Consider the following 26,139-nt stretch of genomic DNA (forward strand, 5'->3'; position numbering starts at 1 on the left):
TCAGTTGCCGCCGTGGGGTGAAGGGTTGCCGGTCGCGGGGCGGCCGCCCGCGTAGGTGTGCGCCAGCACGCGCACCGTGGCCGCGATCCGCTCGCGCAGCTCCACCGGTTCCAGCACCTCGATGTCCGCGCCGAGGCGCAGGAACTCGTCGTGGGCGTGGCCCACCGACTCGATGGGCAGCCGGGCGCGCAGCCTGCCGTCGGCTCCGGTACGGCCGGTGGCACGCGCGGCCCGCGCCGCGGCCCCGCCGAGCCGGTCGACGGCGCCGGGAGCGAGGAGTACGACGGCCTCGCCGGTGTGCAGACGCCGATGGAACTCCGCCTGATGCGCCGCCCAGAACACGGCCAGATCGAACCCGTCCGGCGCACTGAACTCCTCTTCTGTGGCCCGAAGTTCCAGAATCTGATCGACGCGGTACACCCGGGGACCACCCGCCCCACCCGTCCCGGCCGACGCCACGACGTACCAGCGGCCGGCCTTGAGCACGAGCCCGTACGGCTCCAACCGCCGCTCCACGTCGGTCGGTTCGCGCCAGCGGCGGTACGTGACGTGCAGGGCCCTCCGGTTCCACACGGCGTCCGCGACGGCGGGCAGATACGCGGCGGCGCCGTCGTCCTCCTCCGCGTACCAGCCGGGCGCGTCGAGGTGGAAGCGGGCGCTGACGCGGTCGGCGTGCGCGCGCAGTTCGGCGGGGAGCGCGGCCCGCACCTTCAACTGGGCGGCGGCCAGCACCGGCCCGAGCCCCAGGTCCGCGGCGGGCCCCGGCACCCCGGCGAGGAACAGCGCCTCCGCCTCGTCGGCGGTGAGGCCGGTGAGCCGGGTGCGGTAGCCGTCGACGAGCCGGTAGCCACCCGCGTGCCCGGCGTCGCCGTACAGCGGGATCCCGGCGGCGTGCAGCGCGTCGACGTCCCGGTACACGGTGCGGACGGACACCTCCAGCTCGGCGGCGAGTTGGGCGGCGGTCATCAGCCCCCTGGTCTGCAGCAGAAGCAGAATCGAGACGAGCCTCCGCGCCTTCATGAGCACTTCACCGACTTCCCTGACTTCACTGACACAGGATGTCAGTGAAGCGGCCCTACTGTCCCGGCATGACATTCCAGGAGACGAAGACCACCGCACACGCCGACACCTCTCACGACAGCACCCCGCACGGCAGCACCCCGCACGACTTCGACTTCCTCTTCGGCGAGTGGGACGTCGCGCATCGCCGCCGCCTCGACTTCCTCGCCCCGGACAGCGGTTGGGAGGAGTTCACGGCGACGAACCGCTGCTGGAGCCTGTTCGGCGGCGCCGCGAACATCGACGAGATGCCGGTGCCCACGCAGGGCTGGACCGGCCTCACCCTCCGCCTCTTCGACCCGGCGACCCGCACCTGGTCCCTGAACTGGTCCACCGACCGCACGGGCCGCCTCTTCCCTCCGGTGATCGGGGAGTTCGCGGACGGACGCGGCGCGTTCTACGGAGACGACACCCACGACGGGCGGGACGTACGGGTGCGGTTCACGTGGTCCGGAATCAGCGCGACGACCGCACGCTGGGAGCAGTCGTTCTCCGTCGACGAGGGCCGGACATGGCTGCTGAACTGGACGATGGCGTTCACGCGACGCGGGTGAACGTGCGTCACGAACACCCCGCCGGGCGGGCTGTGCCCCGGCCCCCGCGTCAACTCACCCCGTGCGCCACCGCCAACGCCTCCACCTTCTCCGCCAGCCCGAAGTCCTTCGCCGTCACCACCCCACCCGCATCGTGTGTGTTCACGGTGAGGGTGACCGTGTTGTAGCCGAGGACGAGGTTCGAGTGGTGGTTCAGGTCCTCCTGGGCCTGGGCGATGTGCACGACCAGTGCCGCCGCCGCGAAGTGCGAGGCCAGGCGGTACGTACGTGTGATGGCGTCGCCGTCTAGGGACCAGCCGGGCAGTTCGGCGAGGCGGTCCTCGATGTCCTTCTGGGAGAGCGGTTCCGTAGCCATGCCTCCAGCGTGCCACCGGAACCGGGTTACGGTCTTCCCATGACGTCACAAGTGGGCGCGCTGCTGCGCGACTGGCGGGAACGGCGGCGGATCAGCCAGCTGGAGCTCGCGTTGCGCTCCGACTCCTCGGCCCGGCACATCAGCTTCGTGGAGACGGGCCGCTCCCGCCCCAGCGAGGACCTGGTGCTGCGGCTCGCCGAACACCTCGACGTACCGATGCGCGAGCGCAACGCCCTGCTCCTCGCGGCGGGCTACGCCCCACGCTTCACGCAGACCCCGCTCGACGACCCCGCGCTCGACGTGCTGCGCGAGGGGCTCGACACCCTGCTGCGCGGCTACGAGCCCTATCCGGCGTTCGTCGTCGACGGGACGTACAACGTGATCGCCGCGAACAACGGCCTCGCGATGCTCATGTCCGAACTGCCCGAGCACCTGCTCACCACCCCGCTCAACGCGATGCGCCTCGCCCTGCACCCGGAGGGCCTCGCCCCGCGGATCCGGAACCTGGGCGCGTGGCGGGGGCACCTGCTGGAGCAGATGACGCGGCAGATCGCGCTGACCAGGTCCGACGCGCTGCGGGAGCTGTACGAGGAGGTGGCCGGGTATCCGATGCCGGAGACCGACGACGACGGGGACGCCGGGGACGCCGGGGACGCCCACCCCGAAAGCGCCGACCCCCTGCCGTTCTTCGCCCTCCCCATGGTCATCGAGCACGAAGGGCACGTGCTGTCGTTCGTATCGTCCATCTCGACCTTCAACACCCCGATGGACGTGACCGTCGCCGAGCTGGCCGTGGAGACGCTCCTCCCGGCCGACCCGGCGACCGTCAAGTACCTTCAGTCCACTATGAGTTGACCCGCGTCGAGCGCAGCGCCACGTGCTGGAGCCCCGCCAGCGCGCCCACCACCACGGCCTGCGCCGGCACCCACACCGCCCCGGCCGTGCTCGGCTCCAGCCACGCGAAGAGCGCGATGAAGCTGAGTACCGTCCACGCGAGGTTCGCCTCGATCACGGTGCGTACGCCGAGCGCGGGCGGGTTGCCGCCTGCGGCCAGGGCCCCGACGGCGGCACCGTACGCGATGAGCCCGATGCCGAGGCCGAGCATCAGCCCCGGGTCGATACCGAGGAACCGGCCGATCGGGCCGGACGCGACGGCGTAGGCGATGCCGTTGAGAACGGTGCCGGCGGCGTCGAAGGCGAGGACGCGGCGCAGCCAGGAGGTAACGGACCGGGGCGGGGCCGTGGTGAGCGTAGTGGCGGACATCAGGATCACCCTCCGTCGTCGAATCGGTCACCGGCACTCCCGTACCGGTTCCACCACCCTGCCCGCGCCCCACTGGCGGGTCGATTACTCCCGGGGTAATGAGGCCTCACCAGCCTCATCCACCTCCACTCACCTCATACGGACTCCGCCGAGATGTGCCCGCGCCGCACGGCCATTAGCGTGCCCAGAACGGGACATCGAGGGAGCTAACGGTGACGGATACGACACGCACCCCGACCGAGCCGGACGCCGCGCTGTTGCGCGCGGGCCGGTTCTTCCGGAGGGGGACCGCCTCCGCGGACCTGCACAGCGTGCAGATCAAGGGCGGTCGGGACGGGGACGTCTTCTATCGGGACCGCTGGAGCCACGACAAGGTCGTGAACTCCACGCACGGAGTGAACTGCACCGGCTCGTGCCGGTGGAAGGTGTACGTCAAGGACGGCATCATCACCTGGGAGACCCAGCAGACCGACTATCCGAGCGTGGGGCCCGACCGCCCCGAGTACGAGCCACGCGGCTGCCCACGCGGCGCCGCGTTCTCCTGGTACACGTACTCGCCGACCCGCGTCCGCTACCCGTACATCCGCGGCGTGCTCGTGGAGATGTACCGGGAGGCGAAGGCGCGGCTGCACGACCCGGTCCTTGCGTGGGCCGACATCCAGGCCGATCCCGAGCGCCGCCGGAGGTATCAGCAGGCGCGCGGCAAGGGCGGCTTGGTGCGTGCCACGTGGGACGAGGCCGTGGAGATCGTCGCCGCGGCGCACGTGCACACCATCAAGACGTACGGGCCCGACCGCGTCGCCGGGTTCTCGCCCATCCCCGCCATGTCGATGGTGTCCCATGCCGCCGGGGCCCGGTTCATGTCGCTCATCGGCGCGCCGATGCTGTCGTTCTACGACTGGTACGCGGACCTGCCCGTCGCCTCTCCGCAGGTGTTCGGCGACCAGACCGACGTGCCGGAGTCGGGTGACTGGTGGGACGCCGCGTATCTGATGATGTGGGGCTCGAACGTCCCCGTGACCAGGACGCCCGACGCGCACTGGATGGCCGAGGCCCGGTACCGGGGCCAGAAGGTCGTCGTCGTCGCGCCCGACTACGCGGACAACGCGAAGTTCGCCGACGAGTGGCTGCACCCGCATCCGGGGACCGACGGGGCGCTCGCGCTCGCCATGGGGCACGTGATCCTGAAGGAATTCTTCGTCGACCGTGACACCCCCTTCTTCTCGGACTACGTCAAGAAGTTCACCGACCTGCCGTTCCTCGTCACGCTCGACGAGAAGGACGGCGCGTACGTCCCTTCGAAGTTCCTGCGCGCCTCCGACCTCGGTCAGGGCGGCGAGGGCGCCGAGTGGAAGACGGCCGTGCTCGACGAGGCGACCGGGCAGCCGGTCGTGCCGAACGGTTCGCTCGGCTTCCGCTGGACCGAGTCGGGCAAGGGCAAGTGGAATCTCGAACTGGGCAATATCCAGCCGAAGTTGAGCCTGCACGACTCGGATGTCGCCGGTGGCGTAGAGGTGCTGCTGCCGCGATTCGACACCGACGGCGGCACCCACGGCCAAGGCCGTGGCGAGGTCGTCCGGCGCGGTGTGCCCGCCACGCGGCTCGGCGGGCAGGGCGGGCCGCTGGTGACGACCGTGTTCGACCTGCTGCTCGCGCAGTACGGCGTCGGGCGCGACGGGCTCCCCGGCGAGTGGCCCTCCTCGTACGACGACGCGGACAGCCCCGGCACCCCGGCCTGGCAGGAGATCCACACGTCCGTACCGGCCACCAAGTGCGTAAAGATCGCGCGGGAGTTCGCGGGCACGGCGGAGAAGTCGCGCGGGCGTTGCATGATTCTCATGGGCGCCGGGACGAATCACTGGTTCCACTCCGAGACGATCTACCGGGGTTTCCTGTCCCTGCTCCAGCTCACCGGGTGTCAGGGCCGCAATGGTGGTGGCTGGGCGCACTACGTCGGGCAGGAGAAGTGCCGGCCCGTCACCGGGTGGGCCTCCCTCGCGTCCGCCAACGACTGGTCGCGGCCGCCGCGGCAGATGATCGGCGCGGCGTACTGGTTCACCAATACCGACCAGTGGCGCTACGACAAGTTCGGCGCGGACGTACTCGCCTCGCCGCTCGGCAAGGGTGCCTTCGAGGGCATGACCGGCGCGGATGTGCTGGCCCTGTCGGCGCGGTCCGGGTGGATGCCCTCGTACCCGACCTTCGACCGCAGTTCGCTCGCGCTCGGTGAGCAGTCCGTGGAGGACACCGTCGCCGAACTGAAGGCGGGGTCCCTGAAGTTCGCCTGTGAGGATCCGGACGCGCCCGAGAACTGGCCGCGCGTCCTCACCCTCTGGCGGGCGAATCTGCTCGGCTCGTCCGCGAAGGGCGCCGAGTACTTCACCAAGCATCTGCTGGGCACGCACTCCTCGCTGCGCGCCGAAGAGGCCTCCCCCGACGAGCGGCCCACGACCGTGACATGGCGGGACGAGGCCCCCGAGGGGAAGCTCGACCTGCTGCTCTCCCTCGACTTCCGGCAGACCTCGTCGACGCTGCTCTCCGATGTCGTGCTGCCCGCCGCCACCTGGTACGAGAAGCACGACCTGTCCTCCACGGACATGCACCCCTACGTCCACTCGTTCACCCCGGCCGTGGACCCGCCGTGGCAGGCGCGCAGCGACTTCGACACGTTCAAGGCGCTCGCCTTCAAACTCAGCGAGCTGTCGGCCCAACACCTGGGCGTACGGAAGGACTTGGTGGCCGCGCCGCTTCAGCACGACACCCCGGGTGAGATCGCACAGCCGGGCGGCGTCGTCCTGGACTGGCGCAAGGGCGAGTGCGAGCCGGTGCCGGGGAAGACGATGCCGAACCTCGTCCACGTGGAGCGGGACTACACCGCGATCGGCGCCAAGTTCACCGCACTCGGCCCGCTCGTCGAGCAGCTCGGCCTGCCCGCCAAGGGCATCGCCCTCAAGCCCGACCAGGAGGTCACGGAGCTGCGCGAGCGCAACGGCACGGTGCGCGGCGGCCCCGCCGACGGCCGGCCCGCCCTCGACACGGCGGTCAAGGCGGCGAACACCATCCTCGCCCTGTCCGGCACCACCAACGGCCGCCTCGCCACCCAGGGCTTCCACACCCTTGAGGCTCGTACGGGGCAGGAGATGGCGCACCTGTCAGCCGAGCACGAGGGCAAGCGCATCACGTACGCGGACACGCAGGCCGCGCCCGTGCCGGTGATCACCTCGCCGGAGTGGTCGGGCAGCGAGTCCGGCGGGCGCCGCTACACGGCGTTCACCCTCAACACCGAACACCTCAAGCCCTGGCACACCTTGACGGGGCGTCAGCACTTCTTCATCGACCACGACTGGATGCACGAGCTGGGTGAGGCGCTGCCGGTGTACCGGCCGCCGCTGGACATGAACCGGCTGTTCGGCGAGCCACGGCTCGGGCCCGACGGCGAGAAGGAGGTCACGGTCCGGTACCTCACTCCGCACAACAAGTGGTCCATCCACTCCGAGTACCAGGACAACCTGTTCATGCTGGCACTGTCCCGAGGCGGCCAGTCCATCTGGATGTCCCCGGAGGACGCCGAGTCGGTCGGCGTGAAGGACAACGACTGGATCGAGGCGGTGAACCGGAACGGTGTCGTCGTCGCGCGCGCCATCGTCTCCCACCGCATGCCCGCCGGCACGGTCTACATGCACCACGCGCAGGAGCGCACCGTCAACGTCCCTAAGGCGGAGACGACAGGAAAGCGCGGCGGCATCCACAACTCGCTCACCCGGCTGATCCTCAAGCCGTCCCATCTCATCGGCGGCTACGCCCAGTTGAGCTGGGCGTTCAACTACCTCGGCCCGACGGGCAACCAGCGCGACGAGGTCACGGTCATCCGCCGCCGCTCCCAGGAGGTCCAGTACTGATGCGCATCATGGCTCAGGTCGCGATGGTCATGAACCTCGACAAGTGCATCGGCTGCCACACCTGCTCGGTCACCTGCAAGCAGGCGTGGACCAACCGCAACGGCATGGAGTACGTCTGGTTCAACAACGTCGAGACCCGCCCCGGGCAGGGGTATCCGCGGCGCTACGAGGACCAGGAGAAGTGGCGCGGCGGCTGGGAGCTGAACAAGAAGGGCGCCCTGAAGCTGAAGGCGGGCGGCCGTTTCAAGAAGCTCGCGGGCATCTTCTCCAACCCCAAGCTGCCCGAGATCAAGGACTACTACGAGCCCTGGACGTACGACTACAAGAACCTCACCGACGCCCCGCTCGGCGACGACTACCCGGTGGCGGAGCCGCGCTCGCTCATCACCGGCAAGCCGATGAAGATCGAGTGGTCGTCCAACTGGGACGACAACCTCGGCGGTTCGACCGAGTACGGGGATCTCGACCCGATGGTGGAGAAGACCCGCGAACAGGCCGCGGAGAAGGTCAAGTTCCAGTTCGAGCAGACCTTCATGTTCTATCTGCCGCGGATCTGCGAGCACTGCCTCAACCCGTCGTGCGTGTCCTCGTGCCCCTCGGGCGCCATGTACAAGCGGGTCGAGGACGGCATCGTCCTCGTCGACCAGGACTCCTGCCGCGGCTGGCGGATGTGCGTGACCGGCTGCCCGTACAAGAAGGTGTACTTCAACCACCGCACCGGCAAGGCCGAGAAGTGCACGCTCTGCTATCCGCGGCTCGAAGTGGGCCTTCCGACCGTCTGCTCCGAGACATGTGTCGGGCGGCTCAGGTATCTCGGTGTCATGCTCTACGACGCCGACAAGGTTACGGAGGCCGCCTCCTCGCCGAACGAACACGACCTGTACGAGGAGCAGTTGGGCGTCTTCCTCGACCCGGAGGACCCCGCCGTGCAGCGGGCCGCCGAGGAGGCCGGCATCCCGTGGGACTGGATGGAGGCGGCGCGGCGCTCGCCCGTGCACGCGCTCATCAGCAAGTACAAGGTGGCGCTTCCGCTGCACCCGGAGTACCGGACGATGCCGATGGTCTGGTACATCCCGCCGCTCTCCCCCGTCGTCGACGCGCTCACCGAGACCGGGCACGACGGCGAGGACCACGGCAACCTGTTCGGCGCGATCGACGCGCTGCGCATCCCCCTCGAATACCTGGCGGAGATCTTCACGGCGGGAGACACCAAGCCCGTACGCGCCTCGCTGGAGAAGCTCGCGGCGATGCGCTCGCACATGCGGTCCATCAACCTCGGTGACCTGCCGGACAGTTCGATCGCCGAGTCGATCGGCATGTCCCCCGAGGAGATCGAGGACATGTACAAGCTGCTCGCCATCGCCAAGTACGAGGACCGGTACGTGATCCCGACCGCGGCGGTCGGCGACGCGGAGCGCCTGGAGGAGTCGGCGCTGCCGTCGGACACCTGCTCGCTCGACCACGAGGGCGGGCCCGGCATGGGCGGCGAAGGGCCCTTCGGCGGCGACTCAGGGACGACCGTCGCCGACGGCCGCAAGCTGCTGCCCGTGGTCTCCGTCGAGAACTTCGAACTCAGCAAGGAACGCCAGACCGCCGACAGCACGGACAGCGTCGCCAAGGAGGACAGCTGATGACCGACCGGACCTCTCTGCTCTTCCAGGCGTCCGCGCTCTGCCTCACGTACCCCGACGAGGAGTTCTACGAGCGGCTTCCGCTGGTCCGCGCGGCCGCCCCGCAGCTCGCCCCCTTCGTCGAGCACGCCGAGGCCACGCCCATGCAGGAGCTGGCGGCGCACTACGTGCAGGTCTTCGACTTCAAGAACCGGCACAGCCTGTACCTGACGTGGTGGCGCGACGGCGACACCCGGCGCCGGGGCATGTCGCTGGTGCGGATGAAGGAGATCTACCGGGAGCACGGCATGGAGTTCACCGGGGAGGAACTCCCGGACTTCCTGCCCGCCGTCCTCGAATTCTCCGCGCAGGCCGGCCCGTTCCTCCTGGAGGAGAACCGGCCGGGCATCGAACTGCTGCGGTTCGCCCTCACCGACCACGGCACCCCGTACGGAGTCGTCCTCAACGCCGTGTGCGCCGCGCTGCCAGGACCCTCCCCCAAGGACAAGGCGGAGGCGCAGGCCCTCGCCCGCTCCGGGCCGCCCCGCGAGGACGTCGGCCTCGAACCCTTCGGACTCCTCCCCCTCCTCGAAACGGAGCACGCCAGGTGAATACGGCGATCTGGGGCGTCCTGCCCTACGTAGCGTTCGTCCTGCTGGTCGCGGGCACCGTCTGGCGCTACCGCTACGACAAGTTCGGCTGGACGACCCGCTCGTCGCAGGTCTACGAGTCGAAGCTGCTCAACATCGCGTCGCCGGTGTTCCACTACGGGATCCTGTTCGTCCTCGTGGGCCACATCGTCGGCCTGTTCATCCCGGAGTCGTGGACCGAGGCCGTCGGCGTCAGCGAGCACACGTACCACATGTTCTCGCTGATCGGCGGCACCTTCGCGGGCGTGCTCGCGCTCGCCGGGATCGCGATGCTCGTCTACCGGCGGCGCACCAAGGCGCCGGTACTGCGCGCCACGACGCGCAACGACAAGGCCATGTACGTGTTCCTGCTCGGCGCCCTCGTCCTCGGCATGGTCGCCAAGCTCACGCACTCCGGCGGCAGCGGCTACGACTACCGGCAGACCATCGCCCCGTGGTCGCGCAGCCTGTTCACGCTGAGCCCCGACGTGGCGCTCATGGACGGGGTGCCTACGCTCTATCAGATTCACGCAGTAGTGGGCATGCTACTGATTGCACTGGTACCGTTCACCCGGCTCGTGCATATGTTCAGCGCGCCGGTGCAGTACCTGTTCCGCCCGTACGTCGTCTACCGCAGCCGCGACCCGCGGCGCCTCGGCGCACGGCCGGACCGTCGGGGGTGGGAGCGCACCGGCTCCTAACCCTGGGGGGACGGACAAAGGTGAGTGAAAGACGGCCCGCCCCCACCGTGGGCCAGGTCGTACTCGGCCGGCGCCTGCGCGACCTCCGGGAGGCCGCGGGGCTCAAGCGCGAGGAGGCGGCACGGCCGCTGCGCGTGGCGGGGGCGACGATCCGGAGGATGGAGACGGCCGAGGTCGCGCTCAAGATCCCGTACGTACAGATGCTGTTGGAGCTGTACGAGGTTCCCGAGCGCGAGATCGAGGCGTTCGTGGCGCTCGCCGAGGACGCGAACCTGCCCGGCTGGTGGCAGCGGTTCCACGACGTGCTGCCCGACTGGTTCAGCCTGTACGTCAGCCTGGAGGGCGCGGCCTCGATGATCCGCGCCTACGAACCGCACTTCGTGCCCGGCCTGTTGCAGACGGAGGCGTACGCGCGGGCCGTCTTCGACGCCGGCACGGTGGGCCGCTCCCGGCCCGACGAGGTCGACCGGCACATCGATCTGCGGATGGCGCGGCAGTCGCTGCTCGACCGGGAGGACTCGCCGCATCTGTGGGTCGTCATGGACGAGACGGTGCTGCGCCGCGCGCCCGGCGGCCCCGACGTGCTGCGCGGACAGCTCGACCGGCTCGTCGAGGCGACGCGGCGCCCCAACGTGACACTCCAGATAGCCGAGTTCGCGACGGGGCCGCACCCCGGCACGTTCGGCCCGTTCACGCTGTTCCGGTTCCCCGTCAGGGAGCTGCCGGACATGGTCTACAGCGAGTACGTGACCGGGGCCCTGTACCTGGACGCGCGGGACGAGGTGGGCATGCACCTGGAGGTGCTCGACCACCTCGTGACGCAGGCCGCCGGGGCGGAGCGGACGGTGGAGCTGCTGCGGGAGGCGCGGGACCGGCTCGGCTGAACTCCCTTATGAGGAGCTGCCGTTGCCCTTCATGAGGAGCTGCCCTTGTCCTTGTCGTCGTCGACGATCTCGGCGTCGACGACGTCCTCGCCCTTCGACGGGGGCGCGTCCTCCTGCGTGGCCTGGGAGTCCTGCGACTGCGCGGCCGCCGCCTGGTACATCGCCTGGCCCATCCGCTGGCTGACCTCGGCCAGCTTCCTGGCACCCTCGCGCAGCTCCTGCGTGGAGGCTTCCTTCGATTCGAGTACGGTCTTCAACTCCCGTACGGCATCCTCCACTTCGGTCCTGGTGTCGGCCGGTACCCGCTCTTCGTTCTCGCGCAGGAAGCGCTCCGTCTGGTAGACGAGCTGCTCCGCCTCGTTGCGGACCTCCGCCGCCTCGCGGCGCGTGCGGTCCTCCTCGGCGTGCGCCTCGGCCTCCCGCATCATCCGGTCGATCTCGTCCTTCGGCAGCGCCGAGCCGCCCGTCACCGTCATCTTCTGCTCGCGCCCCGTGGCGAGGTCCTTGGCGGCGACGTGCATGATCCCGTTGGCGTCGATGTCGAAGGTGACCTCGATCTGCGGGACGCCGCGCGGGGCGGGCGGCAGGCCCGTGAGGTCGAAGACGCCCAACTTCTTGTTGTAGGCGGCGATTTCGCGTTCGCCCTGGAAGACCTGGATGCCGACGGAGGGCTGGTTGTCGGCGGCGGTGGTGAAGATCTCCGAACGGCGGGTGGGGATGGTGGTGTTGCGCTCGATGAGCTTGGTCATCACGCCGCCCTTGGTCTCGATGCCGAGGGAGAGCGGGGTGACGTCGAGCAGCAGCACGTCCTTCACGTCGCCGCGGATCACACCGGCCTGGTACGTCGCGCCGACGGCGACGACCTCGTCCGGGTTCACGCCCTTGTGCGGGTCCTTGCCGGTGAGTTCCTTGACGAGTTCGGTGACGGCGGGCATGCGCGTGGAGCCGCCGACCAGGATCACGTGGTCGACGTCCTTCAGCTCGACGCCCGCGTCCTGCACGGCCTGGTGGAACGGCTTCTTGCAGCGGTCCAGCAAGTCCCCCGTCAGCTCTTGGAATTGGGCGCGCGTCAGCTTCTCGTCGAGGTGCAGCGGCCCGGCGGCGGAGGCGGTGATGTAGGGCAGGTTCACATTCGTCTCGGTCGACGAGGACAGCTCGATCTTCGCCTTCTCGGCGCCCTCGCGCAGCCGCTGCACGGCCATCTTGTCGCCGGCGAGATCGACTCCGTGACCGTTCTTGAACTGCCGTACGAGATGGTCGACGATCCGCTGGTCCCAGTCGTCGCCGCCGAGTTGGGTGTCGCCGTTGGTGGCCTTCACCTCGATGACGCCCTCGCCCATCTCCAGGAGCGAGACGTCGAAGGTGCCGCCGCCGAGGTCGAAGACGAGGACCGTCTGCTCGTCGCCCTTGTCGAGCCCGTAAGCGAGGGCCGCGGCGGTCGGTTCGTTGACGATGCGCAGCACCTTCAGGCCCGCGATCTCGCCGGCCTCCTTGGTGGCCTGGCGCTGCGCGTCGTCGAAGTAGGCGGGCACGGTGACGACGGCGTCGGTGACGTCCTCGCCGAGATACGACTCGGCGTCGCGCTTCAGCTTCTGCAGGACGCGGGCGGAGAGTTCCTGCGCGCTGTACCGGTGGCCGTCGATGTCGCCGGTGTCCGGGAAGCGCCAACTCCCGTCGCCCATATGCCGTTTGACGGAGCGCGCGGTGCGCTCGACGTTCGTGACGGCCTGCCGCTTCGCGACCTCGCCGACCAGCACCTCGGCGGCGGACGTCCTGGCGAAGGCGACGATGGAGGGGGTGGTGCGGGCGCCCTCCGCGTTGGCGATGACGGTGGGTTCACCACCCTCCAGTACGGCCACCACCGAGTTCGTCGTACCGAGATCGATACCGACCGCACGCCCCATGACGTGTCCCCTTTTCCTGGCGAAGGCCCGCTCACGTCGTCGTCCTGGGATCCAGGACAGGGCGTGAGCGGGCCTACGTCAAGAGCGCGGACCTTCAGGGCGGGCCTCAGCCGCCGAGCTTGGCCGTGAGGGTGATCGTCGTGCCGGTCAGCGCCTGGCTCACCGGGCAGTTCTTCTTGGCGTCCTCGGCGGCCGCCTGGAAGCCCTGCTCGTCGAGGCCGGGCACGGAGCCCTCGACCGTGAGGTGGATGCCGGTGATGCCCTCGCCCGGCTGGAACGTCACGTCCGCGGACGTGACCAGCTTGGTGGGCGGGGTGCCGGCGCCGCTGAGGCCGTTGGACAGGGCCATCGAGAAGCACGAGGAGTGCGCGGCGGCGATCAGCTCCTCCGGGCTGGTCCTGCCGTTCGCCTCCTCCGCGCGGGACGGCCAGGACACGGGCTGCTGGCCGATGCCGGACGAGTCGAAGGTGACGGTGCCGGTGCCCTCGAACAGGGTGCCTTCCCACACGGTGTGGGCGGAGCGGGTCGTTGCCACGGGGGTCCTTTCCGGGGTTGTGGGTGTGCGTGTGCGTGTGCCGTTCCATCCGACCACATCCGGGGGTGCGGGGGCTTGTTTGCGGGAGGCGTGGTCGCGGTCGCGGGGCTCTGCCCCGGACCCCGCGCCTCAATCGCCGGCGGGGCTTGATTGGGCTTGGTATGTGGCTGGAAAGCGCGCTGGGCAAGGGGGCGGGGCGGTGACATTTTGGGGCCTCCCGCACGGGGGGTCCACGGGGATTCGCAGGGGGTTTGACCATGCGCATGATCTACGCGGACCGCGGTCCGTCACCACTGGAGACCGGCAAGCCGGGCGCCGCCGCCGACAGGGACTCGACGTTCGGCTGGTGGGGCGCGTTCAGCATTCAGAAGTTCGTCAACCAGAATCCGCTGTCGCACACGCACGACGACGCGAAGGGGTGGCTCGCGTATCTGCAGCAGTCCTACGACCGCAACTTCTGGTTCGCGGACGCGGGCGTCCAGGTGTGGGCGTACGAGGAGACGTACGACAACTGGCAGGACCGGTACGGCATGGACGCCGTGGTCGCCGTGTACCACTCGGGGCACGGCGGCATGGACGGCAACGGGGTGTTCTTCGCGCCGCTCGGCGGGGTGTGGGACGGGCGCTCGGACGCGATCTCCAACCGGATGGCGTTCGGCAACGAGAAGGTGAACTACGTCTTCTGGTCGACGTGCAACTCGCTGCGCGTCCTCGACGGGCACTCACCGGTGCGGACGTGGGCGGGGCCGAACCTCGGCTCGCGCATGATCTTCGGGTTCGAGACGACGAGCATCGACAGCCCGGACTACGGCTCGAAGTTCTGGGAGAAGTGGCGGGCCGGGCAGACGTTCTGCGACGCGTGGCTCAACGCGAGCTGGGACATCTACCACGGTCAGGCGCCCTCGGTGGCCGCCACGGGCGCGACCCAGGCCGAGGCGCAGAACCGGCTCAACGGTGAGCGGTTCTTCTACCGTGACCACGTCTCCGACAGCTGGTACGCGTGGCGCTGGTACTACGCGCGCCAGGGCCTGCGCGACCCGCTGACGCAGGCGCCCCAGACCCCGCAGATCGTGCAGCTCGCGCCGCGCGACCCGAGCGAGGAAATCGCCAGGATGGGCGAGCTGGCGCACTTCCCGGCGGCGGCGCTGCAAGAGGTGCAGGTCGAGCGGCAGGGCGTGCTCAGCGCCAGTTCCGGCGACCGGTTCGTGTCGACGGCTCCGCAGGCCGTGCGGTGGGTGAAGCTCGCCGAGGCCAACCACCGCAACACGCGGCAGCTGCCCACCGAGCGGGCCGTGGAGATCGCGCGGCAGTTCGCGCAGGAGCATGCGGAGGGCGTCGAGCTGGTCGTGGACGGCGTGCACGACCTGATGCAGAACAGCGGCAGGAAGGACGGCTCGCAGATCGGTGAGCCCGTCTCGCTGCAGACGCACGTCACGTTCCGGCAGGCCTTCGACGGCGTACCGGTGATCACGCCGGGGCGCGGTGAGTTCCGGGTCGCGCTCGACAACGACGGCACCGTCGTCCAGGCGACCGTGTCGACGCGCAGGCCCACCGGTGACACGCGCACGCCCGCCTCCGCGGTGGCGCCGCCGGCCGGCCGGGGCACGGAGGCGATGGCCTCGCCCGGGTCGCGGGATCCGCGGCAGGCGCTCGACGAGGCGCAGCAGCGGCGGATCTCCCATCTGTCGGCGATGGCCGCGGACAGTGAGCGCTCGGCCGCGGACATCGAGGCGCGGCTGGAGGTACGGGATGTGCCCGGGTCGTTGGAGGTCGGGTACGAGGTCGAGGGGAACGAGGCGTATCCCGCGGCGCGGAAGCTGATCGAGATCGGGCAGCGGGACAGCATGTACAAGAAGTTGCGGTGGGTGAGTGCGCCGATCGCGAGGTGAGGCCGACGGGGGTCGGGGCAGGGTCGGCCGGTCCGTACGTTGTGTGCGGGTCGGCCGATCCTGCGTCTCGGGGCTCCGCCCCGGACCCCGCGCCTCAATCGCCGGCGGGGCTCCCGGCTGCGCGCTTCTTGCGGGCGGACATCCAGGCGTAGACGAGGACGCCCACGAAGAGGAAGAGGACGCCCTGGTAGACGGCCGCGTAGCCGGCGCCGCCGACGAGCCACATGGAGAAGCCGAAGGCGGCGAGCGCGAGGGTCATGTCGCGGGCGAGGCGGCCCTTGTTGACGCGGTCGGACTGGCCGGACAGGAGGAAGTAGATCTGCGCGCCGGTGGCGAGGAGGTAGGGGACCGTCGCCGTGAAGGTGGTGATGAGGACGAGGCTTTCGAAGACGCCGCCGGAACCCGCCGTGTAGTTGTAGATCGTCAGGAGCGAGGCGAGGGAGACGCCGACGATCACGCCGAACGTCGGGACGCCGCGCTTCTTGCGGGCGAACGCCGCCGGGAACAGGCCGTCCTTCGCGGGCGCGTACGGCGCCTGCGCGGCGAGCAGCGTCCAGCCGTTGAGCGCGCCGACCATGGAGACGAGCGCGGCGATCGCGACGGCCGTACCGCCCCACGTACCGCCGAACATGGCGTTGACGGCGTCGGTGAAGGGGGCCGTGGAGTCGACGAGCTTGTCGTGGGCGACCGTGCCGAAGACGGAGACCGTGCAGAGGAGATATACGAGGGCGGCGAGGCCGGTGCCGAGGACGGTGGCGCGGCCGACGTTGCGCTCCGGGTCGCGGACCTCGCCCGCGCTCATGGAGGCGGACTCGACGCCCAGGTAGCTGAAGAGCAGGATCGCGGCGGAGGCCGAGATCGCGCCGACCGGGGAGTCGCCGCCGCCCTGGAACGGGCCGAGGTTGTCGGCGTCGAAGAAGAACAGGCCGCCGATCGCGACGAGCAGCAGCGGCGCGAACTTCAGGACGGTGGAGACGAGTTGGACGGCGCCGACGTAGCGGGTGCCGCCGAGGTTGGCGAGGGCCGGGAGCCACTGGCAGGCCAGGGCCGCGACGATCGTCCAGAGCGTGGAGCCGTGGATGGGGAGGAGGACGTCCAGGTAGCCGACGGCCGCGACGGCGAGCGCCGCGTTCGACACCCACGTGGTGATCCAGTACGACCAGGCGGCGAGGAACCCGGCGAAGTCGCCGAAGGCCTCGCGGGCGTACACGTAGGGGCCGCCGGTCTGCGGGTGCCGCTTCGCGAGGCGTCCGAAGACGAGCGCGAGGGCGATGGCGCCGACCGTCAGGACTCCGAAGGCGACGAGCGAGATCGTGCCGTACGGGGCGACGGACGCGGGCAGCAGGAAGATGCCGCCGCCGATGATGTTGCCCATGACGAGGGCCGTGGCGATGGGGAGACCGAACCGGCGGGCGTGCCGGCTCTCGTGGTTCTGGTGGTCTTCCGGTGCCGGAGCCGTCGGAGCGGGGGCGGTCCCGGTGTCGTGCATGGGGGGATGGGCCTCTCGACTGGTGCTGGTGCCGCCGCGGGATCGCCGGGTGGCCGCCCCATGGTCCGGTGGGCTCCCGCCCCGCTCCAAATCAGGCGGAATTGTCCTGCGGCTCCGGGGGCGTGGCCGCAAATGATCCACCGCCGGGCTCCCGTCGGAGGGAATTCTCCACGGCGCTGACCTGGGGCTCCGTCGAGTGCGCCGCCGCCAGGGGCAGCGGGGTGACCGCCATCGGGACCTGCGGGCCGTGCCCCTCGCTCAGCCAGCGGCGCAGCACGTGGTGCACCTGCTCGGCGCCGACCAGCGTCCCGCCTTCCGGGACCGGTGCGGACAGCTCGGCCGGGGAGAGCAGGAACGGCCGGCTCTGCGCGCCGCCGAGGCCGCCGTGCGAGCCGATCTGCTCCTCGAACGCGAGGACTTCGCCGTCCACGGGGTCGTACATGGAGTTGACCATGATGTCGGCGGTGTGCGGGAAGGAGTCGGTGCGGCGCACGGCGTCGGCGGCGCCGGGCCCGAAGTCGGCGAGCGGGCCCTCGCCGTCGGCCAGTTCGGCGATCGGTACTTCGGCGCCCTGCGCGCCGAGCACGACGGATCCGTGTTCTTCGCTGCGTACGAGGAGGAAGCCGATGCCGGGGTGGTTGGCGAGGGTCGGCAGGAGGGCGGGGTTGCGGGCGTCGATCTCCTCGCGGGTCATGCGGTGCGGGACGTCGGGGAAGGAGACGAGGCCGAGGTTTCCGGAGGCGAGGACGACGGGTTCGCTGCGGCGCCCCGTCTTGTGCGTGGGTTCCTCGACGGGGCGGTGCAGGGCGGCTCGTACGGCGGCGCGGGCCTCGGCGCCGCTGCGGGTGCGGCCCGCCTTGCGGGACACGGGAAGCCCGCAGCCCGCGCGGACGAGGTCCTGGAGGGTGAGGCCGTAGCGGCCGCGGAAGGTCTCGCCGGGGCTCTGTCCGTGGTCGGAGAGGACGACGATGCGGTACGGGCGGGGCGCGTGCTCGGCGACCTTCACGAGGAGTGCGAGCGAGCGGTCGAGGCGTTCGAGGACCTGCTCCGCGTCGCGGCCGAACGGGCCCGAGTGGTGGGCCACCTCGTCGTACGCGACGAGGTCGGCGTAGACGGCGCTGCGGCCCGCGAGCATGTCGCCGATGACGGCGGCGACGACGACGTCCCGTTCGACGACGGTCGCGAAGGCGCGGATGAACGGGTACAGGCCACCGCGGCCGATCCGGGGCCGCTGCTTGCAGACGCGGGCACGCGTGGACTGGCCGATCTCGCGGCCGACCTCGGCGAAGAAGGAGAGGGCGGTGCGGACGGCGTTCGCGGGGTCGGAGAAGTACGCGAAGTATCCGGCGCGCGAGCGGTTCTCCTTGCCGCGGCGCGCGGCGACGGACAGTACGAGCGCGACCTGCTCCGCTCCCCCGCTGAACAGGTTGCCGCGGCTGGCCCCGTCGACGGTGAGCAGTCCGCCGTCGCCGGTGTGCGCGACGGCGCGGCGCTGGAGTTCGGCAGCGCTGGTGGGGCGGTTGGAGACCTGGGTCTCGCCGGTGTCCTTCTCGTACCAGCGGAAGGCAGGGACGTCGTGGTTGGAGCCGTGCAGGATGCCGAGCTGGCTGGCGCCGGTCTGGCTCGACCAGTCGGTGCGCCACGGGGTGAGGCGGTGGCTGCCGTCGCGCAGCCATCCGCTGATGGTCGGCATGACGTCGTCGCGGGCGACGCGGCGCAGCGCTTCGTGGCCGACGCCGTCGAGCTGGATGAAGACGGTGCCGGGGGTGGGCGGGCAGGCGGTGGGGTCGTCCTGGCCCTTGCGGCGGCGTCGGTCGGCGAGGCGGTACAGGCGCCTGCGGTACGCCTCGTCGTCGCGGACGGCGAGCGCGCCGCCCGCGGCCGATGCCACGGCGGACATCACCGCGGCGACGACGACCGCGGTCTCGAGTCCTGCCTCGCCTCTGCCGTCGGGGATGAGGTGCAGGGCGATCAGCAGGAGCGCGCCGTTGAGGAAGAAGACGACGAGGCCGAGGACGAGCGCCGGTACGAGGAGCAGGGCGCGGACGAGGAGGGGCCAGACGATGGCCGAGAGGAGGGCGAAGGCGGCGGCGCCGAGGGCGGCGGTGATGGCTACGCGGGTCATGCTGTCGCCGTCGTCGGACTTCAGCTGGAAGTCCGGGAGGAGGCCGGCGAGGATCATCATGGTCAGGGTGCAGGCGACCCAGACCGCGACCGATCGCCAGGCTGTGCTTCCGGCCCTCCGCCAACGGCCTCCGGCCACTTCCGGGCTCCCTTCGTCGCGGTGCGCGTCCGCTTTGGTCTCTTGGGGTCAGCGTTTCACACCTTTTGCGGCCACCCGTGGTTGCGGACTCGGGGCGCTGCCCCGGACCCCGCTGCTCAATCGCCGCAGGGGCTTGATCGGCGCCCCCCGCCGGTCTCGATGCTCCAGCCCCGCCCGGCAGTGGCCGCACCCCTTCCCGCCCATCGTCGGTGATCCCAACAGATCAAGCCCCCATCAACGATGATCTCGACACTTCACGCCCCATCGACGATGGTCCCCACGCATCAAGCCCCCATCAACGATGGTCCCGACACTTCACGCCCCATCGACGATGGTCCCCACGCATCAAGCCCCCATCAACGATGGTCCCGACACTTCACGCCCCATCGACGATGGTCCCCACGCATCAAGCCCCCATCAACGATGGTCCCGACGCATCAAGCCTCATCGGCGGTGGTCTCCACAAATCAAGCCCCGCCGGCGATTGAGGCGCGGGGTCCGGGGCGGAGCCCCGAGGGCGTAACCGCGGGTGGGTGGAAGAAGGTCAGCAGCCGTCGTAGCCCGCCGTCGGCATCGAGAGGCGACGGTGGACGCGGGCCTTCATCTGGGCGTCGTAGGCGGGTTCCGCGAGGCCCGCCGTTTCGAGGCGGATGCCGCGCCGCGCGCACTCCGCGGAGAACGCGTCGACCGATCGGAGGGCGGCGCGCAGAACCCGCTCGCAGGGGGCGACGAAGACGTCCACGAGGCCCGCGTCGACGTCGGCCCACAGGACCTCGTGGTCGGGCCGGACGGCGTGCACCAACAACTCACGGGTGATGACATAGCCGCGCTCCGCGGCCCAGCGCGCGCACATCGCGTGCTGGCTGCGCGAGTCCACCAGGAAGGGGTCCTCGTCCAGCTCCTCCAGCGGGACCAGGCTGGCGATCGCCGCGACCCGCACGGCGTCGCCGCTCCCGTCGGATGCCCCCATGCGTCCCCCCTCACCACAGCATTCGGCGTCGACCCTACTCCTGCACGTAGGCTCAAGGCAGTCGCACGAAGGTGTCGAAGGGAGCAGGCGTGCCGGTGGAGATCACCTGGTGGGGTCATGCCACCTGCACGGTCGAGGACGCGGGCACGCGCGTGCTCACGGACCCGCTCTTCGCCCGGCGCCTGGCGCATCTGCGCCGCCGCCGGGGCGCGCCTCCGCCGCCGCGCGCCGCCGAGGCGGATGTCGTGCTCGTCTCGCATCTGCACGCCGACCATCTGCACGTGCCCTCGCTGGCGCGCCTCGCGCCCGGTACGCGCGTGCTGGTGCCGAAGGGCGCCCCGCGCGCCGTGCCCGCGCTGCGCAAGCTCACCACGCTGAAGATCATCGAGGTGGAGGCGGGGTCACGGGTCGAGGTCGGGAACGTGGCGATAGAGGCCGTGCGCGCGGAGCACGACGGGCGGCGGTTGCCGGTCGGCCCGCACTCGGCTCCGGCGCTCGGGTATGTGGTGAGCGGTGCGGCGCGTACGTACTTCGCGGGTGACACCGGGCTCTTCGACGGCATGGCGGAGGCCGTGGGCGAGGTGGATGTGGCGTTGCTGCCGGTGGGCGGCTGGGGCCCCTACCTCGGGGCCGGGCATCTCGATGCCGGGCGGGCCGCCGAGGCGCTCGCCCGGATCGCGCCGCGCAGCGCGGTGCCGGTGCACTACGGCACGTACTGGCCGATCGGCATGGACGCGGTGCGGCCGCACGAGTTCCACGCGCCGGGCGACGAGTTCGTACGGCAGGCGGCGCTGAAGGCGCCGGGCGTGGCGGTGCACCGGCTGGAGCAGGGCGAGAGCGTGCGGCCGGAGGTGGCCGGATGAGACGGCCGCAGACGCCGCCCTCGGGGGCGTGCCGGTGATGCTGTCCGCCGCGGCCCAGGTGCCGCCCGAGTCGACGCAACAGGCCGTCGGCTACCCGTCGTTGTTCCTGCTCGTGTTCTTCGGGGCGCTCGTTCCGATCATTCCGACGGGCGCGTTGGTGAGTTCGGCGGCCGTCGTCGCGTTCCATCACAGCGCGCCGTTCTCGCTGGTGCTGGTCTTCGTGGTGGCGGCGCTCGCCGCGTTCCTCGGTGACATCGTCCTGTACTGGCTGGGGCGGCGCGGCATGCGGTCGAAGAACGGGTCGAAGTGGCTGGAGGCGATCCGTTCGCGGGCCCCGGAGGAGCGGCTCGCGCAGGCGCAGGACAAGCTCGGCGACCACGGGGTGATGGTGCTCGTGCTGTCGCGGCTGGTACCGGCGGGGCGGATCCCGGTGATGCTGGCCTGCCTGCTGGCGAAGATGCCGGTGCGGCAGTTCGGGCGCGGTGACATCCCGGCCTGCCTCGCGTGGGCGGCGACGTACCAGGTGATCGGGATTCTGGGCGGCTCGCTGTTCCCCGAGCCGTGGCAGGGGGTCGTCGCGGCGATCGCCCTGACGGTGCTGATCAGCGCGCTGCCGAGCCTGTGGCGCAGGCTGCGGCGGCGGGTGTCGGGCCAGCACGCGTAGCCGTCGTTGCGCTCCCGGGGCTCTGCCCCGGACCCCGCGCCTCAATCGCCGGCGAGGCTGATTCGGCGGGGTCAGGCAGTCAGCACGCGTGAGCCGCCCACCGGCAGGTCCCACAGCGCGGCGCGCGGCAGGCCCGCCGCGCTCCAGGCGGTACGGAGCCGGTTGAGGGGTTCGAGGACCGGTTCGGCGGAGAGCAGGAACGTCGCCCAGTGCATCGGCGCCATCCGGCGCGCGCCCACGTCCCGCGCCGCGCGGACCGCGTCCTCCGGGTCGCAGTGCACGTCTTTCAGCCACCAGCGCGGGTCGTACGCGCCGATGGGGAGCAGCGCGAGGTCGATGCCGGGGTAGCGGCGGCCGATCTGGGAGAACCAGTGGCCGTAGCCGGTGTCGCCCGCGAAGTAGAGGCGCTGCCCTTCGGGGTCGGTGAGGACCCAGCCGCCCCACAGGGTGCGGCAGGTGTCGACGAGGCTGCGCTTGGACCAGTGGTGGGCGGGCACGAAGTCGAAGCGGACGCCCTTCAGCTCGGCGGCCTCCCACCAGTCGAGCTCGGTGACGTGGGTGAAGCCGCGCCGGGTGAACCAGCGGGCGAGACCGGCGGGTACGAGGACCGGGGTGTCGCGCGGGAGTCTTTTTACGGTCGGCCAGTCCAGGTGGTCGTAGTGGTTGTGGCTGATGACGACCGCGTCGACGGGCGGCAGCGCGGTCCAGGCGACACCGGCGGGGGTGACCCTGGCCGGGGTGCCGAGGATCTTGCGGGACCAGACGGGGTCGGTGAGGACGGTGAGGCCGCCGATCCGGACGATCCAGCTGGCGTGGCCGACCCAGGTGACGGCGACGGTGCGGGCGTCGACGTCCGGGAGCGGTCCCGGGGCGAAGGGCAGCTTCGGGATGTCGGAGGTCAGGCTGTCGGCGGGCGGCCTGAGCGCGCCCTCGCGGGCGAAGCGGGCGAGGGCGCGCAGGCCCGGCAGGGGGGCGGTCAGGCGGTGGGCGAAGGATTTGGGCCAGCGGCGCGGCACGTCCCGGATTCCGGTGTCTCCCCCGTCGAGCGGCCGCGGCTCGACGAGGGGACGGAGGGACGCGGTGGCATCAGCCCGCTGCGCGGTCCCTTCGGCAGAGGGTGCTTCGGACGCCTGCGTCATCGCTCGGACTCCCATCCTTCGCCGGTCGCTCCCGCACCGTCGCCGATGGCGCGCAGCGTCGCTCCCACCATGGTCAACACCCTTGCCACGTGCGGCAATTCCAAGGGCTCCGGTGAGGTGAGAGACGCCCGGCGTTCCTCGGGGGTTGATCCGAGCAGCGGGCCCGTCGACAGGCGGGCGCGCAGCGCGCCCTGTTCGTCGCCGAAGCGGTGGCCGCCGGGGACCGGCATGCGGAGGCGTTCGCCGAGGAAGTCCTCCAGCTCCTGGGAGTCGGTGACGCCGAGGTCGGTGAGCCGGGGCCGCAGCTCCTCCAGGTCCATGTAGAGGTGCCGCCCGGCGCGGGGCGGTCTGGCGAGGCCGCCGGCCGCGAGCACGGCGTGGTGCAGGGCCCCGGCCACGCGCGCGTGCAGTGCGGCGCCGGTCCTGCGGCGTTCGGTGATCTCGTCCGGTTCGTTCAGGGCGTACGTCGCCGCGGCCGCGACCGGCGCCGGGAGCAGCGCGCCGGTCGCGGTGAGGAAGTCGAGGACGCGGGCGCGCAGCCGGGCGCCGCGCTCGGTGGCGGGGAACCGGGCGCAGGCCGCGGGCAGTGAGGGCGGCAGGAACGCGCCGGTCAGGTCGTTGAGGACGGTGACCTCGCGCGGGTACATCTCGGCGGGGCTGAACAGGACGGAGTCCGCGCCCGGGTGCACGGTGTCCCGCCAGGTCTCGTCGCTGATCACGTGGACGCCCTCGGCGGCGGCCGCCTCCACGGCCTCGTGCAGCACCTCGGGCGGCGGCACGGTCGCCGTCGGGTCGTCGGCGACGGAGAGGATCAGGAGGCGGGGGTCGCCGCCCTCGGCGCGGACCCGGCGGACGGTCTCCAGGAAGGCGGTCGAGTCGGGGACGCCGCCGCACTCTGCGGGCGTCGGCACGTGGTAGACGGCGCGGCCGAGCAGCCGGGCCTGCGGCACCCACCACGCCGAGCAGGGCCGGGGCACGAGCACGTCGCCGCCGAGGGCGGCGGTGAGCGCGAGCAGCAGCGGGGCCGCGCCCGGCGCCGCGCCCAGCTGTTCCCGTTCGGCGTCGAGGCCGCGCCGCCGCCAGTACCCGCACGCCGCTTCGAGCAGCGCGGGTGCCCCGCCGGGCGGTTCGCACGTGGCCCGGCCCGCGGCCCCCGCGACCATGGCGGCCAGCTCCGGCAGCACCGGCAGCCCGGCCTCCGGCAACGGTGGCCCGTACCGCACGGGGCCGCGCCCTTCGGGTCTCCGGGTGGTGCCGGGGGTTCGGGCCGTGGGGTCCGACGATGACCGCATGCTGCCTCCGTGCCGTCCGCTCGGTCTGCGCCTTCCTCCAGCGTCACACCTTGCCCGGGATCCGCGCGCGGCGTGCGTGCCACGTGCCGTGTCGCTGCCTCCGACGACGTGCGGTCACCCGTTCCCACGCCTCGGGGCTCTGCCCCGGGCCCCGCGCCTCAATCGCCGGCGGGGCTCGATACGACGAACGGGTCAGTCGGCCAGGGCGGTGAATTCGCGCTCCAGGCCGCGGCCGCGCCGCTGGACGACGGCGGACGCGACGTCCGACAGCTTTCGGTTCGTCGTCTGCGAGATTCGGCGCAGCACGGCGAACGCGTCGTCCGGATCGCACCCCAGCACGTGCATGACGATGCCGCAGGCCTGGTCGACCACGGGACGTGAGCGCAGGGCCGAGCCGAGCTGGTCGACCTCCGTGAGGGCCGCCTCGTAGGAGCGGTCGCGGACCATGCAGCTCGCGGCCAGGTCGCCGAGCGCGCGGACCGGGCCGTGCGAGGCGTCCTCAAGGGAGCCGGGGCGGAAGCTGTAGAGACTGAGCGTGACCGTGAGGTCGGCGCTGCGGAACGGGATGGTGACGCTGGAGCGCACCCCGGAGTCGAGCGCGAGCGCCCGGTAGTCGGGCCAGCGCCGGTCGTTCAGCAGATCGCTGGCGTCGACCGGGTCGCCGCGCTCCTCGGCGGCCGGGATGGGCCCGTCGCCGGAGCTGTCCTGTACGGAGACGAGGGCGGCGAGGTCGGGGTGGGTGACGGCGGTGGGCCGCTCGCCGGTGCCGTCGCTCGCGGTGGCCACGGCGCCGCAGCACTGCGCGGTGCACCGCACGGCCTCCTCGGCGAGTTCGGAGAGCCGCCGGGCAGGCAGCCCCGACTCCGGTGTCCGCGCGGCCAGTTGGGTCGGCATCGCCTGATACCTCCTGACGTGGGCCGCGTCCTTGTCCTGTTCGGCCTGCACGTACTGTCGCATCGGGTTCGAGCCTCCTTGTTGGTCGGCTTCCCGTACCCGGCTCCCGAAAACCGTGGGACGGGATACGTTTCTCAGCATGGCGCAGACGGAGGAATTCGGTGAAGAGCTGGCGGACTTCGTGCGCCGTGTAACGGAGTTGAAGGCGGCGCGCTCCGTCTCGACGGCGGAACTGCCCGCCGTACTCGACGCCGCGCTCTTCGAACTCGACCATGTGGCCGCCAAGTTGTGGCCACAGCCCTCGCGGGGCGCGGAGGCCTCGGGCGGCCCGGGGGTGAGCGCGCGCCGCGGCGCGGCGGCCGACCGACAGGAGCAGCAGTTGCTGCGGGCCGTCTTCCAGCGGCTGCCGCTGCCGGTGGCGCTCGTGGACCGCGAGTCGGTGGTGCGCCGCCTCAACTTCGCGGCGACGATCTTCACGGGGGTCCGCGCCGGATACGCGACGGGCCGCCCGATGACCGGTTTCCTGGCGCACGCCGACCGCGCCGCGTTCCGCTCGCAGGTCGCGGCGGTGGCCCGGGGCGAGGGGGACCGCGGCCTGTCCGTGCACCTGCAGCAGAATCCGCGGATCCCGGTCCGCACGGTCCTCACGGGCCTGCGCCCGGGCAACGAGCCGCGCACCACGGTCCTGGTGGTCCTGCAGCCCGCGGACGACGCCACCGTCACCCCCGCGTCGGCCCGGCCCACGGCGCCGGTCCCCGACCTCACGGAGGCGACCCGGCACGCGGCGCTCACCGACCTGCTGGACGCGATGACGCGGGAGCTGCTGGGTGCCCCCGTGGGCGATCCCGCCGAGTCGCTGCGGCGCGCCGCCCGCGTGCTGCACGGCCGGTTCGCCGACTGGGTGGTGGCCGACATGGGGGCGGCGCGGCTGGAGCGTACGGCGGTGCTCGGCGCGGACGACGAGGCGGTACGGGACATCGCCGCGCAGGACCCGCACGGCAGCCCGCTCGTCGTCGAGGCGGCGCGCGGCGGCGCCCCCACGCTGCTCGTGCGCCCGGAGGACCCGCGGGCCCTGGGCGACGACGCGTCGGGGGCGCCGGTGCTCGTCCGTGCCGATGTCACCTCGCTGCTGTGCGTCCCGTTGATCCCGGCGCCCGGCGAACCGGTGCGGGGTGTGCTCACCCTGTTCCGGTCCGCGGGCCGCCTCGCCTTCTCGATGGCGGAGGCGAAGACGCTGGACATGATGGCCCGTCACATTGCGTTGGCGATGCGGAAATAGCGC

At 71.4% G+C, this 26,139-nt stretch carries 22 protein-coding genes; 11 read left to right on the forward strand and 11 right to left on the reverse strand.

Annotated features, from left to right (window positions below; translation table 11 throughout):
• The gene (locus RBJ65_RS07755) at window positions 1-1,020 is read right to left on the reverse strand and encodes a YafY family protein (protein WP_306316397.1); all 1,020 of its coding nucleotides are present in this window, start codon (window positions 1,018-1,020) and stop codon (window positions 1-3) included.
• 68 nt (window positions 1,021-1,088) lie between these two features.
• Here RBJ65_RS07755 and RBJ65_RS07760 point away from each other — a divergent pair, with 68 nt between their 5' ends.
• A complete protein-coding gene (locus tag RBJ65_RS07760; RefSeq protein ID WP_306316396.1) occupies window positions 1,089-1,613 on the forward strand; it encodes a hypothetical protein in 525 nt (174 codons plus the stop codon).
• Window positions 1,614-1,662: 49 nt separating this feature from the next.
• On the opposite strand, the gene RBJ65_RS07765 is transcribed toward RBJ65_RS07760, so the two are convergent.
• Window positions 1,663-1,968 (reverse strand): 4a-hydroxytetrahydrobiopterin dehydratase, encoded by a 306-nt coding sequence (locus RBJ65_RS07765; RefSeq protein WP_306316395.1) that lies wholly within the window; start codon window positions 1,966-1,968, stop codon window positions 1,663-1,665.
• Between the two features lie 39 nt (window positions 1,969-2,007).
• Between RBJ65_RS07765 and RBJ65_RS07770 the strand changes: the two genes are divergently transcribed.
• Window positions 2,008-2,823, forward strand: coding sequence for a helix-turn-helix domain-containing protein (locus tag RBJ65_RS07770; protein WP_306316394.1), 816 nt, complete (start codon window positions 2,008-2,010; stop codon window positions 2,821-2,823).
• On the opposite strand, the gene RBJ65_RS07775 is transcribed toward RBJ65_RS07770, so the two are convergent.
• Complete coding sequence (locus RBJ65_RS07775; protein ID WP_306316393.1) at window positions 2,813-3,232, reverse strand: hypothetical protein; 420 nt, start codon at window positions 3,230-3,232, stop codon at window positions 2,813-2,815. The genes RBJ65_RS07770 and RBJ65_RS07775 overlap by 11 nt on opposite strands.
• 212 nt (window positions 3,233-3,444) lie before the next feature.
• Here RBJ65_RS07775 and RBJ65_RS07780 point away from each other — a divergent pair, with 212 nt between their 5' ends.
• Genes RBJ65_RS07780 through RBJ65_RS07800 form a run of 5 tightly spaced genes read left to right on the forward strand, consistent with a single transcriptional unit; the run spans window position 3,445 to window position 10,955 of the window.
• Window positions 3,445-7,131 carry a nitrate reductase subunit alpha gene (locus RBJ65_RS07780; protein ID WP_306316392.1) on the forward strand — a complete coding sequence of 1,229 codons (3,687 nt, stop codon included), beginning with the start codon at window positions 3,445-3,447 and terminating at the stop codon, window positions 7,129-7,131.
• Window positions 7,131-8,762, forward strand: a complete 1,632-nt coding sequence (gene narH, locus RBJ65_RS07785; protein ID WP_306316391.1) for a nitrate reductase subunit beta — start codon at window positions 7,131-7,133, stop codon at window positions 8,760-8,762. Before RBJ65_RS07780 ends, narH begins: the two co-directional genes overlap by 1 nt.
• The gene (narJ, locus tag RBJ65_RS07790) at window positions 8,762-9,352 is read left to right on the forward strand and encodes a nitrate reductase molybdenum cofactor assembly chaperone (protein WP_306316390.1); all 591 of its coding nucleotides are present in this window, start codon (window positions 8,762-8,764) and stop codon (window positions 9,350-9,352) included. Before narH ends, narJ begins: the two co-directional genes overlap by 1 nt.
• On the forward strand, window positions 9,349-10,071 hold the full coding sequence (narI, locus tag RBJ65_RS07795; RefSeq protein WP_306316389.1) for a respiratory nitrate reductase subunit gamma: 723 nt from the start codon (window positions 9,349-9,351) through the stop codon (window positions 10,069-10,071). The genes narJ and narI overlap by 4 nt, the downstream gene beginning before the upstream one ends.
• A 20-nt stretch (window positions 10,072-10,091) precedes the next feature.
• Window positions 10,092-10,955, forward strand: coding sequence for a helix-turn-helix transcriptional regulator (locus tag RBJ65_RS07800; protein ID WP_306316388.1), 864 nt, complete (start codon window positions 10,092-10,094; stop codon window positions 10,953-10,955).
• Window positions 10,956-10,984: 29 nt separating this feature from the next.
• Here the strand turns inward: RBJ65_RS07800 and dnaK are convergent, their stop codons facing one another.
• Together dnaK and RBJ65_RS07810 are read right to left on the reverse strand one after the other, a co-directional pair.
• A complete protein-coding gene (dnaK, locus tag RBJ65_RS07805) occupies window positions 10,985-12,859 on the reverse strand; it encodes a molecular chaperone DnaK (RefSeq protein ID WP_306316387.1) in 1,875 nt (624 codons plus the stop codon).
• A gap of 106 nt (window positions 12,860-12,965) precedes the next feature.
• Entirely contained in the window at window positions 12,966-13,394 is a 429-nt protein-coding gene (locus RBJ65_RS07810; RefSeq protein WP_306316386.1) for an OsmC family protein, read from the reverse strand.
• Window positions 13,395-13,651: 257 nt separating this feature from the next.
• Here RBJ65_RS07810 and RBJ65_RS07815 point away from each other — a divergent pair, with 257 nt between their 5' ends.
• Complete coding sequence (locus tag RBJ65_RS07815; RefSeq protein ID WP_306316385.1) at window positions 13,652-15,283, forward strand: DUF6345 domain-containing protein; 1,632 nt, start codon at window positions 13,652-13,654, stop codon at window positions 15,281-15,283.
• A 94-nt stretch (window positions 15,284-15,377) separates the two neighbouring features.
• Here RBJ65_RS07815 and RBJ65_RS07820 read toward each other — a convergent pair whose 3' ends face one another.
• The 3 genes from RBJ65_RS07820 to RBJ65_RS07830 all read right to left on the reverse strand — a co-directional run bounded on the left by RBJ65_RS07820 (window position 15,378) and on the right by RBJ65_RS07830 (window position 20,005).
• Window positions 15,378-16,772 (reverse strand): amino acid permease, encoded by a 1,395-nt coding sequence (locus RBJ65_RS07820; RefSeq protein ID WP_306316384.1) that lies wholly within the window; start codon window positions 16,770-16,772, stop codon window positions 15,378-15,380.
• A gap of 91 nt (window positions 16,773-16,863) precedes the next feature.
• Complete coding sequence (locus RBJ65_RS07825; RefSeq protein ID WP_306316383.1) at window positions 16,864-19,035, reverse strand: alkaline phosphatase family protein; 2,172 nt, start codon at window positions 19,033-19,035, stop codon at window positions 16,864-16,866.
• Between the two features lie 544 nt (window positions 19,036-19,579).
• Window positions 19,580-20,005 carry a hypothetical protein gene (locus RBJ65_RS07830; RefSeq protein ID WP_306316382.1) on the reverse strand — a complete coding sequence of 142 codons (426 nt, stop codon included), beginning with the start codon at window positions 20,003-20,005 and terminating at the stop codon, window positions 19,580-19,582.
• Between the two features lie 89 nt (window positions 20,006-20,094).
• On the opposite strand from RBJ65_RS07830, the gene RBJ65_RS07835 reads away from it, so the two are divergent.
• Together RBJ65_RS07835 and RBJ65_RS07840 are read left to right on the forward strand one after the other, a co-directional pair.
• Window positions 20,095-20,868: an MBL fold metallo-hydrolase gene (locus RBJ65_RS07835; RefSeq protein WP_306316381.1), complete on the forward strand. Its 774-nt coding sequence runs from the start codon at window positions 20,095-20,097 to the stop codon at window positions 20,866-20,868.
• 37 nt (window positions 20,869-20,905) lie between these two features.
• Complete coding sequence (locus tag RBJ65_RS07840; protein WP_306316707.1) at window positions 20,906-21,532, forward strand: DedA family protein; 627 nt, start codon at window positions 20,906-20,908, stop codon at window positions 21,530-21,532.
• A 71-nt stretch (window positions 21,533-21,603) separates the two neighbouring features.
• Here the strand turns inward: RBJ65_RS07840 and RBJ65_RS07845 are convergent, their stop codons facing one another.
• The 3 genes from RBJ65_RS07845 to RBJ65_RS07855 all read right to left on the reverse strand — a co-directional run bounded on the left by RBJ65_RS07845 (window position 21,604) and on the right by RBJ65_RS07855 (window position 24,920).
• Window positions 21,604-22,671 carry an MBL fold metallo-hydrolase gene (locus RBJ65_RS07845; protein WP_306316380.1) on the reverse strand — a complete coding sequence of 356 codons (1,068 nt, stop codon included), beginning with the start codon at window positions 22,669-22,671 and terminating at the stop codon, window positions 21,604-21,606.
• A complete protein-coding gene (locus tag RBJ65_RS07850; RefSeq protein WP_306316379.1) occupies window positions 22,668-23,963 on the reverse strand; it encodes an aminotransferase class I/II-fold pyridoxal phosphate-dependent enzyme in 1,296 nt (431 codons plus the stop codon). Before RBJ65_RS07850 ends, RBJ65_RS07845 begins: the two co-directional genes overlap by 4 nt.
• Before the next feature lie 192 nt (window positions 23,964-24,155).
• Complete coding sequence (locus tag RBJ65_RS07855; protein WP_306316378.1) at window positions 24,156-24,920, reverse strand: ANTAR domain-containing response regulator; 765 nt, start codon at window positions 24,918-24,920, stop codon at window positions 24,156-24,158.
• Between the two features lie 76 nt (window positions 24,921-24,996).
• Here RBJ65_RS07855 and RBJ65_RS07860 point away from each other — a divergent pair, with 76 nt between their 5' ends.
• Window positions 24,997-26,136 (forward strand): PAS domain-containing protein, encoded by a 1,140-nt coding sequence (locus tag RBJ65_RS07860; RefSeq protein ID WP_306316377.1) that lies wholly within the window; start codon window positions 24,997-24,999, stop codon window positions 26,134-26,136.
• Window positions 26,137-26,139: the final 3 nt, after the last annotated feature.

The sequence above is a fragment of the Streptomyces sp. KL109B genome (genome assembly GCF_030766935.1).
Taxonomy (GTDB): domain Bacteria; phylum Actinomycetota; class Actinomycetes; order Streptomycetales; family Streptomycetaceae; genus Streptomyces.